At 62.0% G+C, this 14,846-nt stretch carries 13 protein-coding genes; 4 read left to right on the top strand and 9 right to left on the bottom strand.

What is annotated here, in order from left to right; all coding sequences use genetic code 11:
- Together NW809_RS05135 and NW809_RS05130 are read left to right on the top strand one after the other, a co-directional pair.
- On the top strand, positions 1–603 hold a 603-nt coding region (locus NW809_RS05135; protein WP_414401668.1), incomplete at its 5' end, for a hypothetical protein.
- A gap of 32 nt (positions 604–635) precedes the next feature.
- Positions 636–2,903 carry a Zn-binding domain-containing protein gene (locus NW809_RS05130; protein ID WP_414401667.1) on the top strand — a complete coding sequence of 756 codons (2,268 nt, stop codon included), beginning with the start codon at positions 636–638 and terminating at the stop codon, positions 2,901–2,903.
- On the opposite strand, the gene NW809_RS05125 is transcribed toward NW809_RS05130, so the two are convergent.
- The 3 genes from NW809_RS05125 to pds form a co-directional block, all read right to left on the bottom strand.
- On the bottom strand, positions 2,900–3,715 hold the full coding sequence (locus tag NW809_RS05125; protein ID WP_414401666.1) for an ABC transporter permease: 816 nt from the start codon (positions 3,713–3,715) through the stop codon (positions 2,900–2,902). The genes NW809_RS05130 and NW809_RS05125 overlap by 4 nt on opposite strands.
- Positions 3,716–3,738: 23 nt before the next feature.
- Positions 3,739–4,626 (bottom strand): phytoene synthase, encoded by an 888-nt coding sequence (locus NW809_RS05120; RefSeq protein ID WP_041438059.1) that lies wholly within the window; start codon positions 4,624–4,626, stop codon positions 3,739–3,741.
- A gap of 124 nt (positions 4,627–4,750) precedes the next feature.
- Positions 4,751–6,169 carry a 15-cis-phytoene desaturase gene (gene pds, locus NW809_RS05115; RefSeq protein ID WP_011429226.1) on the bottom strand — a complete coding sequence of 473 codons (1,419 nt, stop codon included), beginning with the start codon at positions 6,167–6,169 and terminating at the stop codon, positions 4,751–4,753.
- Positions 6,170–6,346: 177 nt separating this feature from the next.
- Here pds and NW809_RS05110 point away from each other — a divergent pair, with 177 nt between their 5' ends.
- A complete protein-coding gene (locus NW809_RS05110) occupies positions 6,347–7,585 on the top strand; it encodes a phosphoglycerate kinase (RefSeq protein WP_011429225.1) in 1,239 nt (412 codons plus the stop codon).
- A 118-nt stretch (positions 7,586–7,703) separates the two neighbouring features.
- Here NW809_RS05110 and NW809_RS05105 read toward each other — a convergent pair whose 3' ends face one another.
- The 3 genes from NW809_RS05105 to NW809_RS05095 all read right to left on the bottom strand — a co-directional run bounded on the left by NW809_RS05105 (position 7,704) and on the right by NW809_RS05095 (position 10,259).
- A complete protein-coding gene (locus tag NW809_RS05105; RefSeq protein ID WP_011429224.1) occupies positions 7,704–8,054 on the bottom strand; it encodes a DUF1257 domain-containing protein in 351 nt (116 codons plus the stop codon).
- Between the two features lie 131 nt (positions 8,055–8,185).
- A complete protein-coding gene (locus tag NW809_RS05100; protein ID WP_011429223.1) occupies positions 8,186–9,697 on the bottom strand; it encodes an AAA family ATPase in 1,512 nt (503 codons plus the stop codon).
- Positions 9,698–9,887: 190 nt separating this feature from the next.
- Complete coding sequence (locus tag NW809_RS05095; RefSeq protein ID WP_099812529.1) at positions 9,888–10,259, bottom strand: hypothetical protein; 372 nt, start codon at positions 10,257–10,259, stop codon at positions 9,888–9,890.
- 176 nt (positions 10,260–10,435) lie between these two features.
- Here NW809_RS05095 and NW809_RS05090 point away from each other — a divergent pair, with 176 nt between their 5' ends.
- Positions 10,436–10,642: a hypothetical protein gene (locus NW809_RS05090; RefSeq protein ID WP_041438058.1), complete on the top strand. Its 207-nt coding sequence runs from the start codon at positions 10,436–10,438 to the stop codon at positions 10,640–10,642.
- Here NW809_RS05090 and NW809_RS05085 read toward each other — a convergent pair.
- From NW809_RS05085 to NW809_RS05075, 3 genes are all read right to left on the bottom strand, one after another.
- Positions 10,639–12,477: an ABC transporter ATP-binding protein gene (locus NW809_RS05085; RefSeq protein ID WP_414401665.1), complete on the bottom strand. Its 1,839-nt coding sequence runs from the start codon at positions 12,475–12,477 to the stop codon at positions 10,639–10,641. The genes NW809_RS05090 and NW809_RS05085 overlap by 4 nt on opposite strands.
- A gap of 209 nt (positions 12,478–12,686) precedes the next feature.
- Positions 12,687–13,589: an acetylglutamate kinase gene (argB, locus tag NW809_RS05080; RefSeq protein WP_011429220.1), complete on the bottom strand. Its 903-nt coding sequence runs from the start codon at positions 13,587–13,589 to the stop codon at positions 12,687–12,689.
- Positions 13,590–13,792: 203 nt separating this feature from the next.
- The coding region (locus NW809_RS05075; protein ID WP_414401664.1) for a phenylalanine--tRNA ligase subunit beta at positions 13,793–14,846 on the bottom strand (1,054 nt) is incomplete at its 5' end.

The following is a 14,846-nucleotide window of genomic DNA, read 5'->3' as shown; positions in this document are numbered from 1 at the left end:
GAGCAAGAGCAACTGCTGCGGGCTCTGTTGGATCAGTTTCGGCGCCAATTGGCCATCGACGTGCCCGTGCTCAAGGCAGAGCCCCAGAGAAGGCTGCGCCGGCGCGCCCAGCAATATCTCAATGAGTTTTGGGGCCTGGAAGAGCATGAGGAGTTGCGGACGGCTCGCTGCTTTGGCCAGAACCCTTCCCGGGAAAACGGACAAATGCTCAGCCTGGGCCGCCGCAGCACCATTGGTCGCTTCCTCTGCAGGCGCCTTGATCTAACCCAGGAAGCCTACGACAGGTTTTTGGAGTCCCTGCTGTCTCTCCTGGTCAGCCAGGGCCTGCTACGGCGCCACGTGGAAAATGACCAGGTAGCCTACCAGCTAGACGCCGGCTGTCTGCGCTGGTGTCTGGGGGATGGCCTGCCGCCGCCGGATCCTCTGTATTCCCGCAGCGCCCAGCAGGAGGGCTACACCTCTGTCCGCCGTCCCATCAACCTTGTGGATTCGGTTGTGTTGGTCACAGACCAACATCAACTTGGCAGGAGGGCTACACCTCTGTCCGCCGTCCCATCAACCCCTTCTTTCAGGAGCTCTACCGAGCCGGGGCAGCAGGGCTAGGATCCCTGGAAGCCAGAGAGCACACCGCCCAGGTGGTCCAGCCGGGGGAGCGGGAGCGGCGAGAGAGACGCTTCCGCAATGAGCCCGGGGAGCGCCGCCTTCCCTACCTCATTTGCTCTCCCACCCTAGAGCTGGGGGTCGACATTGCCGATCTGGATCTGGTGCACCTGCGCAACGTTCCCCCAACGCCAGCCAACTACGCCCAGCGCAGCGGTCGGGCCGGTCGCCAGGGGCAGCCGGGGCTCATCCTCAGCTACTGCGGCGCCTTCAACAGCCACGACCAGTACTACTTCCGCCGCCGGGCCGAAATGGTGGCTGGACGGGTGCGACCTCCCCGCCTGGACCTGGCCAATGAGTCGCTGCTGCGGGCCCACATCCACGCCGTCTGGCTGGCCCAGGTGCGCCTGCCCTTGGGCAACTCCATCGAAACGGTCATCGACTCAGCTTGGCCAGAGCTGCCCCTGCGGGAAGAGGTGGTTGCCTCCATCCAGCTAGGGGAGGCAGCCCGCCAAGAGGTGGCGGAGCGGGTGGAAGCGCTCTTGGCTGCTGACCGGGAAGTGCTAGAGCGCAGCGGCTGGTTTAGCCGGCGCTGGATCCAGCAGGTTATTGAAGAAGCCCCCCGCGCCTTTGACCGCGCTTTTGACCGCTGGCGGGAGCTCTATCGGGCCGCCACGCAACAGTTGGAAGCCGCTAACCAGCAACTGCAGACGGCTCGCCGTCGGGAAGACCAGCAGGAAGCCAGGCGCCGCCAGCAGGAGGCTCTGCGCCAGCGGAACCTACTGTTGCAAATCGATACCCAGCGGGAGGAAAGCGACTTCTACCCCTACCGCTACCTAGCCAGCGAAGGGTTCCTGCCCGGCTACAACTTCCCTGCCTTGCCCGTGCGCGCCTGGGTGCCCCGCGGCAGCGAAGGGGAGTTTATCGCCCGGCCCCGGTTTTTGGCCATTCGCGAGTTTGCCCCCCACAACTTCCTCTACCACGAGGGCTGCCAGTGGGAATCGGTGGCCTTTCAGGCTCCGCCCGGCGGCCTGGAGGAGCGCAAAAGCAGCCACAAGCTCTGCTTTAGCTGTGGGGCCTTTGGGGATCCCTCCTTGGATTGCTGCCCCGTCTGCGGTACCCGCTTCGATGGGCAAAATAGCCTTTTAACGCAGCTTCTGGAAATGCCTAATGTGCGCATGCGGCGCCGGGATCGCATTACTGCCGACGAAGAAGAGCGGCGGCGCCAGGGATACGAGCTGCAGACTTTCTTTCAGTTTGCTCCCGAAAGTTCAGGCTACCGCGTCCAGGAAGCCGACGTGCTAAGGGGCGAAACTCCCTTGCTGCAGTTGCGCTATGCCCCAGCCGCCACGCTACTGCGCATCAACTCCGGCTGGCGGGGCAGTGGGGGGCGAGGTTTCCTGGTCAACTTTGACAACGGCGAAGTCCCTTCTCGAGCTCAGCTTGGGGGCAATAGGGCTAGCTCGTCTAGCCAGATGTCCTTGCAGCCCATCCGCCTGGCAGTGCGTGCTACCCAAAACCTCTTGCTGGTGCGGCTGGTTCAGCCCAGCCTGGGGAATCTGCAGGCCCTAGAAACGACCCTGCGCTATGCCCTCAAGCGGGGCATCGAGGAGACCTTTGAGCTGGAGGAGACGGAGCTGGCGGCCGAGTCCATTGGCCAGGGATCCCATCGCGCCATCCTCCTCTACGAGACCGCCGAAGGGGGAGCTGGCGTCCTGCGGCGGCTGGTGGAAGAGCCCCATGCCCTTGCCGAGGTGGCCCAAGTGGCTCTGGAGATCTGCCACTTCCAGCTTTCGGAAGAGGGGATCCAAGACCTGTGGCCCAAATGCCGGGCAGCCTGCTACGAGTGCCTGCTTAGCTACGCCAACCAAAGGGAGGCCCTGCAGCTTGACCGTCACCAAATCCGGGATCTCTTGGGGGCGCTAGCCAACAGCCGCACCGAGCTGCGCTCCCTGGGCCGCTCCCGTCAAGAGCACCTGGAGTGGCTGCGCCAGCTCATCGATCCTCGCTCCGAATTGGAGCGCCGCTTCCTGGAGCTGCTGGCCGAAGGGAGCTATCGCCTTCCCGATGAGGCCCAGAAAGCCCTCGCCGAGCCCCGCTGCGTGGCCGACTTCTTCTACGATCCCAACATCTGCATCTTCTGCGACGGCGCAGTGCACGACGATCCCGCCCAGGCTGCCCAGGATCGCCAACTGCGCTCTCAGCTTTTGGGGCACGGCTACCGAGTAATTGCCCTGCGCTACGACCAAGACCTGCGGGAGCAACTGGCTCGCTACCCAGAGGTGTTTGGCAAGGGCAACTAATCCTGCTGGTGGGAAAACAGGTAAGCTCCCACCAGGGCCAGGATGGCCGCCAACCCTGCCAGCACCGCCACGGTGTACCAAGGGAACTCCGCCAGGGGCTGGTAGGCGGCTGCCCGCATGCCGATGCTGGCGTAGGAAAGGGGCAGGCAATAGACCAAGACCTGCAGGTAACTTGGCAACTGACTGGGATCAAAAAACGTGGCCCCCAGAAAGGACATGGGCGTAATCAGAAAGTTAGTCAGCACCCCCACACTCTCCAGGCTGGGCACCTTCAAGCCGGCGATTACCCCAATGCCGGCAAAGACGGCGCAATCCAAAAGCAGCACCAACAGCGCCAAGGGGTGAAGCAGGCCCCAAGCACCGGTGCCCAGCACCCCCACCGCCAACACCCCCAAAGCCGTGAGCAAGCCGCGGACAATGCCCGCCAGCACCTTGCCCAAATGCAGCGCCAGCGGGTGTACCGGCAGCAACAGCAATTCCTCAAAGCTTTTGGTAAACAGCCGCGATCCGCAAATGGAGAAGGTGGTGCCGGCAAAGCTGATGGTCATGGCCGAAAGAGCCACCATCCCCGGCAAAATGAAGCGCAAGTAAGAACCGGCTGCGGTGGTTCCGGCCACGTCGGCCAAAGCCTCGGCCCGCAGGGATCCGCCCAGCCCGACCCCAAAGGCGACGATGTAGATGAGGGGGGCCACCAGCCCCGAAGCCACCACCTGCCAGACCCGCCCGCGCAGATCCAGCCAGTCGCGCCAGAAGATGGTTAAACTGTCTTCCCAGATTTGCCGATAGGGTCGGTGCAAGGCCTGGTTCAGCATAGATCTTCCTCTTGCCAGCGCAGCTAGTAGCCGTAGTAGTTGGAGCGCCACGACCGCCACCAGGCCACCGGCAGCGCCAGCGCCTTGCTCAGGGTAGACACATAGGCGCGGGTGCGAAACACCTGGTAGTGGTTGCGCTCAATGGCGTTGAGGATCTGCCGGTAGAGCATCAGAGATGCCGCCACCGGCCAGCGGGAGTCCGGCTGCAGCGTGGGGATCCCCCGTTCCGCTTGGGCATAGAGCTCTCGAGCCCGCCGGATCTCGTAGTCCATCAGGGCCATCCAGCGCTCGTCGATGACGTAGTTAAACAGATCCCGCTCCGAGTAGTTGAAGCGGCGCAGATCCTCTAGAGGGAGGTAGATCCGCCCGCGGCGGGCATCTTCCCCCACATCGCGCAAGATGTTGGTCAGTTGCATGGCGATCCCCAGCGCCACCGCCTCCTCGCGGCCATCCCGGCCCGGCACAAACCCCATGATCTCCGAGCACATCAGGCCCACTACCCCGGCCACCCGGTAGCAGTAGACCCGCAGCTCTTCCCAAGTGGCATAGCGCCGAATGTCCAGATCCATGCTCTGCCCCCGCAGCATCTCGCGGAAGGGCTCAATCGAGAGGCGGTAGGTGCGGATGGTGTGGATGAGGGCCAGGTCGGTGGGAACTTGCGGCTCCCCCCCCTGGAACAAAGATTCCAGGTGGGATCCCCACTGCTCCAGCTTGCTGCGGGTGACCTCCACCTCAGCCTGGCTGGCCTCCAGCCCGTCCAGCAGCTCGTCCGTCTGTCGCAGCCAAGCATAGATAGCCCAGATGGCCCGCCGCTTAGGTCGGGGCAGGAGCAGGGATCCCAAATAGAACGTCTTGGCGTGCTTGGCCGTAATCTGGCGACAGAGGGCAAAAGATTGCTCCAGCGGACTCATCGGGCTTATCTCCAGGGGCGCGGGGCCAGATGGGGACAGCGAGGGCACATCTCAACACTACGGGAAAGCGGACAGGCTGGATAGCCCAGACGCTCAAGTTCCAGGAAATTGCCTTTCGGCGGCATTAAACCCCTGCTGTCGCCAAGCTCGCAGGCGAAGCAGAAGCTGGCTGAGACGGGATCCCTTTGCTGATGGCCTCAGCCGCCCACTTGCCGGAGAGGATAGCCCCCTCCATGCTGCCCAGAAAGGGCTGCAAGGTGTAGCTGCCGGCCAGGAAGAAGTTGGGAATGGGGGTGACTTGGGTGGGGCGGTATTGCTGCCGACCTGGCGTGGCTTTGTAGACCGAGCGCGGCGTTTTCACCACCACCCATTTGCGCACCCGCGCGGGGTTGGGGCCGGTGAGGTGCTGGGGGAAGAGTTTTTTCAGCTCCTCCAGCGTGGCGGCAAAGATCTCCTCATCGCTGCGCTCGATCCACTCGGCAGCCGGGGCCAGCACCAGCTCCAGCATCGAGCGCTTTGGATCCGCATAGGCGCGGCAGGTGTTGCTCATGTCGGCATACACGCTCAAGAGCGGCGAGCGGGAAAAGAGCGAGTGGTCGATGTGGGTGAGCTTGCGGTCAAACCAAATCTGCAGGCTGATCACCGGCACCCCTTCCAGCTCGCGCAGTTGCTGGAAATAGGGCATTTCCCACCACCGAGCCGGCAGCAGCTCCTTGAGCGCATCCACCGAAAGGGCCGACACGTAGGCGTCGGCAGTGACCTGCAAGGGCCCGGCAGGGGTGGCGAAGCGGAAGCCAGCCACGCTGCCATCGGGGTTGAGGTCGATGGCCTGCAATGCCGCATTCAAATGCACCTGGCCGCCGCGGGCCACGATGGAGTCCACCATCGGCTGGCAAAGCCGCTCCGGCGGGGCGCCATCCAGATAGGCAATCTTAGAGCCGTCCTTTTGCCGCAAAAAGCGGTTCAGAGCCGTCAGGGGCACCATGGCCGAGATCTCGTCCGGGTTGATGAACGCCAACGCCTTGGAGACGGCAATGAAAATATCCGTGTTGACCCGCTCATCGATGCCCTGCCGGCGCAGCCATTCTAAGAGGCTGTAGCGATCCATCTGCTCCACGTAGCGCTGGCCGCGCACCATGGCCGGCACCAGCCCCAGGGCAAATTTCACCTTTTCGCTCCAGGTGAGCATGTCGTTGTTGCGCAGGATGCCGACAATGGCGTTAAAGGGAGCGGGAATGTCCGGCAGGTCAAAGCGGGAGTAGGTGCCCGGCTTGTCCGGCTGGTTGAAGATCAAGCTGTGTTCCTTCCACTGCAGGCGGTCGGAGATGCCCAGCTCCCGGAACAGTTGCAGGGTGTTGGGGTAGGCGCCGAAAAAGTTGTGCAGCCCCGTCTCGATCCAGTCCCCGTCGGCATCTTTCCAGGCGGCCACTAGCCCCCCCAGCACCTCCCGCCGCTCAAACAGCAGCGGCTGATGCCCGGCATCACAGAGATACTTGGCACAGGCCAGCCCCGCCAGCCCTCCCCCAGCAATGGCAACACGCATGATGATGACGATCAAGCAACACTTTCATTCTATTTGCAAACCGTTACAATCGCTCAGGCCGCAGGCAGGGAGGAGAGGATTTCCAGAGCCCGGGTTTCCCGCCGGGATCCGATCCCTGGTAGGATACGGGAGAAAAACTAGAAAAAAATTCTCTTGGCTCCAGGGGGAGGGACGACGATGGCCAAACAAACACTGGGATCCCTGCTGTCATCCGGCTTTGATCTCAAGGGCAAGCGTGTGCTGGTGCGGGCCGACTTCAACGTCCCTCTGGATCCCCAGGGCAACATCACCGACGACACCCGCATTCGCGCCTCCCTGCCCACCATCCAAGCCTTGGCCCAGGCGGGCGCCAAGGTCATCCTCACCAGCCACCTGGGCCGCCCCATCCAGAAAGACAAGGCGACCGGCGCCATCCAGATCGCCCGCGAGGGCAATAGCCTCGCCCCTGTGGCCGTCCGCCTTGCCCAGCTCCTGGGCCAGCCGGTGGCCTTTGCCCCCGATTGCATTGGCCCTGAGGCCGAAGCCGTGGTCAGCTCTCTGGAAAACGGCCAGGTGGCCCTGCTGGAAAACGTCCGCTTCCACCCCGAAGAGGAAGCCAACGATCCAGAATTTGCCCGCAAGCTGGCCTCCCTGGCCGACTTGTTTGTCAACGACGCCTTTGGCAGCGCCCACCGCGCCCACGCCTCCACTGCCGGCGTCACCGCCTACCTCCAGCCCGCTGTGGCCGGCTACCTGGTGGAAAAAGAGCTGCAATTTTTATCAGGCGCCATCGAGAACCCCCAGCGACCGCTAGCGGCCATCATCGGCGGCTCCAAAGTCTCTACTAAGATTGGCGTCATCGAGCGCCTGCTGGAAAAAGTGGACAAGCTTCTGCTGGGCGGCGGCATGATCTTCACCTTCTACCAAGCCCAAGGGATCCCAACCGGCAAGTCTTTGGTGGAAACCGACAAGCTGGATCTGGCCCGCTCCCTGATGGAGAAGGCCAAAGCGCGGGGCGTGGAGCTGCTGCTGCCGGTGGACGTGGTGGTCGCCGATAGGTTTGACAAAGACGCCAACGCCCAGACGGTTTCCATCCACGCCATTCCGGAAGACTGGATGGGCCTGGACATCGGCCCCGAATCGGTCAAAGCCTTCCAGGCCGCCCTGCAAGGGTGCAAAACCGTAGTCTGGAACGGGCCGATGGGTGTGTTTGAGTTCGACCGCTTTGCCGCTGGCACAGAAGCCATTGCCCGCACCCTGGCCGACCTCACCCAGGCCGGTGCCATCACTATTATCGGCGGCGGCGACTCGGTGGCGGCTGTGGAAAAAGTGGGCCTAGCCGACAAAATGACCCACATTTCCACCGGCGGCGGCGCCAGCCTGGAGCTGCTGGAAGGCAAAGAGCTGCCCGGCATCGCCGCCCTTAGCGAAGCGTAGGGTAGCTCGGCTCATTAACCCAAAAGCAGCAAAAAGCAAAAAAGTAGGGGCTGAGTTCAGCCCCTCTTTTAATCTGCTCGGCGCAGATGGCCGCAGCAATGGCGAGACGGGATCCGGCTTAGTGCATCACCACTTTAACGTTGGCGTTGTTCAAGCCAGGGCGCTTCACCTCGGCCAAGGTCTTGTTGACGGCGTACTTCTGGTTGATGGAGTTGATCAACTCGGTTTGGTTGTGCTTCTTGGCCACGCCCCACAGATCGGCGATCAGGTCGTAGGAACCGTCGGGGTTCTTGGACCAGCCCAGATCGTAGTCGCCCTCCAACTGGGCCACGATGTCGGCACGAACACGCTGGCCGTTGTAGCCACGCACATCGGCGTTCAGCTTAACGGTGTAGCCGAGATCGCGCAGGGAGTTAACCAGGATCTGGCCATCGGTGATCTTGGTGCGCAAGGTGCTAAAATGAGACATGGTGTTTCTCTCCTTTGTGTATGTGTAGGGGTTGGAACATCAACACAAACAATGGGCAACGCCTAGCGGGGAAGGTTGAGCTTTAGCCGTCTCTGCCTCTGCCAAGGCGATTCTGGCCTTTCACCCCCCTGCTAGAACTCCAGCCGCTGGTACTCGGCTACAGAGGCTGCTGCAGGCCGAGCCCGCTGCTGGGCCCATTCCCTCAACGCTACCACTTGCTCCGTCATGGTGCGAGATAGCGGTTGAGTTGCTTTCGTTGCTGCCAAAATGTCCAGTTGGGTAAATTCGCGGTTCTGGGCAAACGCTTCGTACATGGCAGCAATCAAAACTTGTTCGATCTCCGCGCCGGAGAAGCCCTCGCAGGCGGCGGCTAGCTGGCGCAGATCAAAGCGGCTGATGTCGCGCCGCCGCTTCTTCAGGTGGATCCGGAAAATCTCCATGCGCTCGTTAATGTTGGGCAGATCCACGAAGAAAATCTCGTCAAAACGGCCTTTGCGCAGGAATTCGCCCGGCAGGCGATCCACGCGGTTGGCCGTGGCCATGACAAACACCGGCGAGCGCTTCTCCTGCATCCAAGTGAGAAAGGAGCCAAAGATACGACTGGAGGTGCCGCCGTCGGAGTCGCTGGAACCTGCCGCTCCAGCGAAGGCTTTGTCCAGCTCGTCGATAAAAAGGATGGCCGGCGCCAGCGATTCAGCAGTGCGCAGGGCGCTGCGCAGGTTGGCCTCCGACTTGCCGACCATAGAGCCATCGTAGACCCGGCCCATATCCAGGCGCAGCAGCGGCAGGCCCCAGAGGCGGGCGGTGGTCTTGGCGATCAAGGACTTACCACAGCCAGGTACGCCCAGAATCAAGAGTCCCTTGGGCTGAGGCAAGCCATAGGCGCGGGCCCGCTCGGTAAAGGCCTCAGAGCGCTGCAGCAGCCAGCGCTTTAACTCCTCTAGGCCGCCGACGGCGTCGATGGTCTCGTCTTCTTCGATGAATTCGAGGATGCCGTTGCGCCGGATCAGCTGCTTTTTCTCAGAGAGGATGATATCCACCTCTGCCTCGCTGAGGCGGCCGTGCATCACCACCGCCTTGCGGTAAACTTTTTCCGCCTCGTCTTGCGTTAGGCCAAGGGCTGCCTTGACCAGCTTTTCCCGCGCCTCAGGGCTCAGGGATCCGCCGCGGGGAAGCTGCTCCAACTGCCGGTTGAGGGTGCGCTCCAGGGTGGCCATGTCCGGCAAGGGAAAGTCCACCACGCAAATGTCTTTTTCCAGCTCGACGGGAATTACCTGCACCGGCGACATCAGCAAGATGGTTTTGTGGGATCCCTTCAAGCTGGCGATGGCATCGCGCAGCCAGCGTTTGACTTCGGTGTTGTCCAAAAAGTCGTGCAGATCTTTGAAGACGCAGATGGCGGGATCTTTTTGCTCCATCACCCACTGAATAGCCGGCTGGGGGGATTGGGTGTTGTGCTGGGTGAGGCTGCGGGGGTTGCCGTATTCAACAATGCCGTGGGTAACCGTCCAGACAAACAGGCGCCGCTGCGGCTTGAGGGTGCGAGCGATCGCCGCCAGAGCTGCCTCCGCCCGTTCTTCCTCTGGAGTGACCAGGTAGAGCAGTGGGTATTGAGCTTGGATGAGAATGCTGAGCTCTTGCATGGGAAACACCAACTGCGCGGAGGGAAATCTAAGCGAAACCGACAGAAAGGAAGGAAAACAGCGTCTGGAGTTTGCCTGTCTTCAAAGTACTTGAGATATCCTGACTTGCTCTTTACTAACCCTTGTTTTATACCCCTCCTGTCTGCTCAAGCTCACAAAGAGGCATACCTTTGAAACAGCGCAAAAAGCCTTAGCAGGGCACCAGCTCGTCTTGTCGTTGCTCTTCGGAGGCCGAGGCCGCTCCCCAGTATTCCGGCTCCACCTCTTCGAGGATGGCTTCAGAAGCGGACTGCTGGTGAAGCGAAACCACCTCCCCATTGCGGATGACAAACGGATGGCCGCACTCAGGGCAGCGGTGGACGCGGTAGGCGCTGCCTTGCACCCCTTCGATGACCTCCGGGTGAAGCAGGTAGAAGGTGAGGGCCTTCTCCGCTACTGCCGACATCGGCTCCCGCTCCACGGCAGCCCGAATCTTCAGATTCCGGTGCAACTCGGGTGGGAGATACAACGTCACCTTTTGCTTGGCCTCTGCGCCTTCCACAACCTCTGGCCGCTGACTCATGGCTAACTGTTTCTCGTTGTATGCCGGACTTGCGGTTCATGATAGCTAGTCTGCCGCCTTGACAGCAAGTTTTTAATAATCTGTAACAATTTTCTCGGGAATTGCTCAGGCTTGCGGAGATCGCTTGCCGGCGGAGTAGGCTAAGTAGGAGACTCAAAGCGGAACGAGCAGTCCCCATGGAACGCCTGATCAACACCTTCAGCAAAAACTTCTCCACCTGGAGCCGTCGGTTTCTGGTGCAGGCCGGCGACGGTTTGGCCAGCCTGAAAGACACGGCTTTAGATAATGGCAATCTGCTCCTCTGCAAAGCCCGCATCGCGCTTGCGGATGCCAGCTTCACCACCCTGCGGGCGCTTCGGTCTCGCTTTGGTTCTGGTCGCTAGCTGCCCAAATCTTGCAGCCGGTAGAGGTGGGCGTAGAGCCCGTTGAGGGCCATGAGCTCGGCGTGGGATCCCTGTTCTTTCAGTTCCCCTCGCTGCAGCACGAGGATGCGATCCACGTGGCGGATGGTGGAGAGGCGGTGGGCGATGATCAGGGCGGTGCGATCCCGCAGCAGGGTTTCCAGGGCGGATTGGATCAGGGCCTCGGTGCCCACATCTAGGCTGGCGGTGGCCTCGTCCAAGACCAAGATTTTCGGATCCCGCCACAGGGCCCGCACAAAGCTGATGAGCTGTTTTTGGCCGCTGGAGAGGTTGCTGCCCCGCTCCCGCACGGGGGTGGCGTAGCCCTGGGGCAGATCGCGGATGAGCTCGTGCAGGTGGAGTTGACGGGCCACCCGCTCCACTTCTGCCAGCTCGCCCTCCTCTCCTAGAGTGATGTTTTGCTGGATATCTCCAGAGAACAAGAATCCATCTTGCAGGATCACGCCCAGGTGACGGTGCAGCTCGGCCTGAGGCAGGTGGCGAATGTCCACGCCGTCGATGCGGATGCAGCCGCGAGTTACTTCGTAAAGGCGGCAAAGTAGGCGAATGATGGAGCTTTTGCCAGCGCCGGTGGGCCCCACGAGGGCGACCTTTTCGCCGGGGCGGATGGTGAAGCTGAGGTCTTTGAGCACCCACTCGCCGGGGTTGTAGGCAAACCAAACATGCTCGAACTGCACCTCTCCTTTGGCGGTTGGGGGCAGGTGGCGGGGGCTGACGGGATCCCGGATGGCGACGGGCAGGCGGAGGATGTGGTCGATGCGTTCCACGGCGGTGAACCCCGCCTGCAGGGCGGTAAACTTTTCCGCCAACTGGCGCAGCGGGTTGAAAAAGCGCTGGGAAAAGAGGATGAAGGCGTAGAGGCTGCCGAAGGTGAGAGGTTCTCGGGGCAGGGATCCCAGCCACTCCCCCCTGCCGGCTGCCAGCACCTGCTGCCCGCCCACCCAGAGGAGAGCGGCCACCGCCAGCCAGGCAACCCACTCCAAAACGGCGGAAAGGGCAGCGTCGTAGAGGATGGTCTGATCCACCTCTTGGATGTAGCGGCGGTTGATGGTTTGAAAAATCTCGCTGTTGAACCGCTCCCGCCGAAACAGTTGCACCACGGCAATGCCCAAGACGTTTTCCTGGATCCAGGCGTTGAGCTTAGAGAGCTCTTCCCGCACGCGAAAGTTGGCATCGCGAAAGCGGCGCTGCAGCTCGACCACTACAGCGCTGGCTGGCAGGACGATGAGGATCAGCAGCAGGCCCAGATCCCAGCGCTGGCTGAGCATCACCACCCCGATTACCAGCAGGGTAAAGAGGTCGCTGACGATGCCGACCGCGCCGGTGGAAAACACATCTCCCAAGGCCTCCACATCGCTGGTGATGCGGGTGATCAACTTGCCCACCGGGGTGCGATCGAAAAATTGGGCCGGCAGGGCCAGCACGTGGGCGAAGAGATCGTTGCGGATGTCGCGGGTCATCAACTGCCCCAGCTTCTGGCTGCTATACCCTTCCAGGGCCTGAAAAACCCAGCGGGCCAGCAGGGTGAGGATCAACAGGCCCGCGTAGGGCCAGAGGCCGGCGAGGATCCCACTGTCGCCTTGGGCAAGCGCTTGGGCGATGGGGCCGTCCAGGGCCCGCTGCAGGATCAACGGCTGCACCGCATCGGCTAGGGCCAGGGGCGGCAAAAAGGCCAAGGCCGCCAACAACAGCTTCAGGTGCCGACGGGCATAGGGCCAGAGCAGCCGCAGCAGCCGCCAGTCGCTGCGGGGATCCCTACTCAAATCGGCATCGGGGGAAGAGGTGGCAAGGCTCACGGACTTACACCCAAAAAGATGAAGACGACTCATGGAGAGCCCTGATCTACTCTAAGCTCTCTCCCTGATGAGGCTTGGCCCTCACCCCCGTCCCCTCTCCCTCTGGGAGAGGGGGGTTGGGGGCGCCGCTTGTTGCTGGGGGACAGATGGAAAACCGGCGGTTTCAGGGCCTGCCGGGGCAGGTTTCAAAGAGGCCTAGAAGACAAGCCTTAGCGGAAGCCGTTGCTCTGCTCCCGCAACTGGGCAGAAAACTGAGAGGGGATCAGCTTAGTGCCCACCCCGGCATCGGTCAGTAGCTCCAACAACAAAGAGTGGGGGGATCCCCCGTCCAGAATGTGGGCAGCCCGCACCCCCTGCGCTAGAGCGCGAATGCAACACTGCACCTTGGGGATCATGCCCCCTCTGACCACCCCTGTCTGGATAAGCTGGCGGGCCGTCTCGATATCCAGGAGCGTAATCAGGGAGCTGGGATCCTCAGGGTCTCTGAGAATGCCAGGGGTGTCGGTGAGAAGGATCAGCTTTTCTGCCCCCAGAGAGGCCGCCAGCTCTCCCGCCACAGTATCGGCGTTGATGTTGTAGGCTTGGCCTGTCTCGTCGGCGGCCACGCTGGAGATCACCGGGATCTGGCCGCCCTCCAACAGAGTTTGCACCAACTGGGGGTTGATGCTGCTGACTTCCCCCACAAAGCCGATTTCCGCCCGGCCCTGGGAGCGGGCTCGAATCAAATTGCCGTCCCGCCCGCACAGCCCCACCGCCGAGCCGCCGGCCAGGCTGATGAGCTGCACGATCTGTTTGTTGACTTTGCCCACCAGCACCATCTCCACCACCTCCATGGTGGCCGCATCGGTCACCCGCAGGCCGTCCACAAACTTGAAGGGGATGTCCAGCTTCTGGAGCCAACTGTTGATCTCCGGCCCCCCGCCGTGCACCAGCACCGGCCGAATGCCGACACAGGCCAGAAAAACAATATCCCGCAGCACCTCGGCCCGCCGCTCCTGGTGCACCATGGCGGCGCCCCCGTACTTGATGACAATGACACGGCCCTGGTACTGCTGGATGTAGGGCAGAGCCTCGATGAGGATCTGCGCCCGCGTCAGGGGATCACAGGCCACAGCCTGCGAACCGGTCGCCGCGGGAAGAGAAGCGTTGGTCTGCACTGCCGGACGTCCCTCACAACACGAAACCTTGACCCAGAAGATCGTAATATTGCCTGCAGACAAACGTCGGGCTCCGGGTTAGGTTTTTTGCAAGCGGCAGCCCCTCTCTTTGCCAAACAGCAAGGCGCTCGCCGGCCACTGCCAAAAACAGCAAGCCATTAGCTGCGCAGGGTAACGGGAAAGTGTTTTTCTAGCTGCGCCCTCACCTGGTTTTGCGCAGCTTCCACCTCGGCATCGGTGAGGGTGCGATCCGGAGCGCGGTACACCAGTCGGAAGGCGAGGCTGCGCTGCCCCGGCGGTACCCCTTGGCCGCGGTACTCGTCGAAAAGCTGTACCGACTGCAGCATAGGGCCTGCCGCCTGGCGGATTACTTTCTCGATGTCTGCCACCGACAGCTCCAGCGGCGCAAAGAAGGCGATATCCCGATCCGAGGCCGGAAAAGGCGAAAAGGGGGAAAATTGCACTAGGCCCCGCTTCTCCAGGCTGGCCAACAAGGGATCCAGATCCACCTCAAACCCATAGACCTCCTCCGGCAAATCCTTCTCCTGGCAAAGGCGGGGGTGCAACTGCCCAAATAGGCCAATGCGGGATCCCTCGATCCAGATGCCGGCCTGGCGACCGGGGTGCAACAGCGGCGATTGCACCTCGGGGGGATCGGGGCGAAACTCAGAAGTAAACCCCAGCCGCTCCAGCGCCGAGACCAAGAGCCCCTTAGCCTCAAACCAGTCCATGGGCCGGCTGTGGTGCCGCCAGTCATTGGGGTTGAGGTCCCCGCCCAGGATGCCGCCCAAGTGCTCCGCCTCCTGATAGGGCTCAGGGCTGGAGGGAGGGGCATAGGCAAAGACGTGGCCAATCTCAAAAGCCTGCAGCGGGCCGTTGCCCTGATCCCAGTTGAAGCGAAAAGCCTCCACCAAGCCCGGCAACAGCGCCTTGCGCACAGCGGAGTACTCGGGGGAAAGCGGATTGGCGATTTTGACCAAGGAGCTGTCCTCCTCTGCCGGACAGAGGGAGATGTGGTACACCTCCGTCAGGCCGATGCCCCGCATCACCTCGCGAATTTGCCGGGTCAAAGTTTCCCGTGCAGAGAGGGATCCCACCTGCGGCTCCGTGGGCAGGGTTTCCGAGAAGCGGTCGTAGCCGTAGAGACGGGCAAATTCCTCAATCAAGTCGATCTCCCGTTCGACATCCCGCAGGCGGTAGGGGGGAACAGAC

Origin of the sequence: Synechococcus sp. WC101, from assembly GCF_047461555.1 — a bacterium.
Taxonomy (GTDB): Bacteria; Cyanobacteriota; Cyanobacteriia; order Thermostichales; family Thermostichaceae; genus Thermostichus.
The sequence above is the reverse complement of the archived record's forward strand: the minus strand, read 5'-3'. Positions and strand labels throughout refer to the sequence as shown.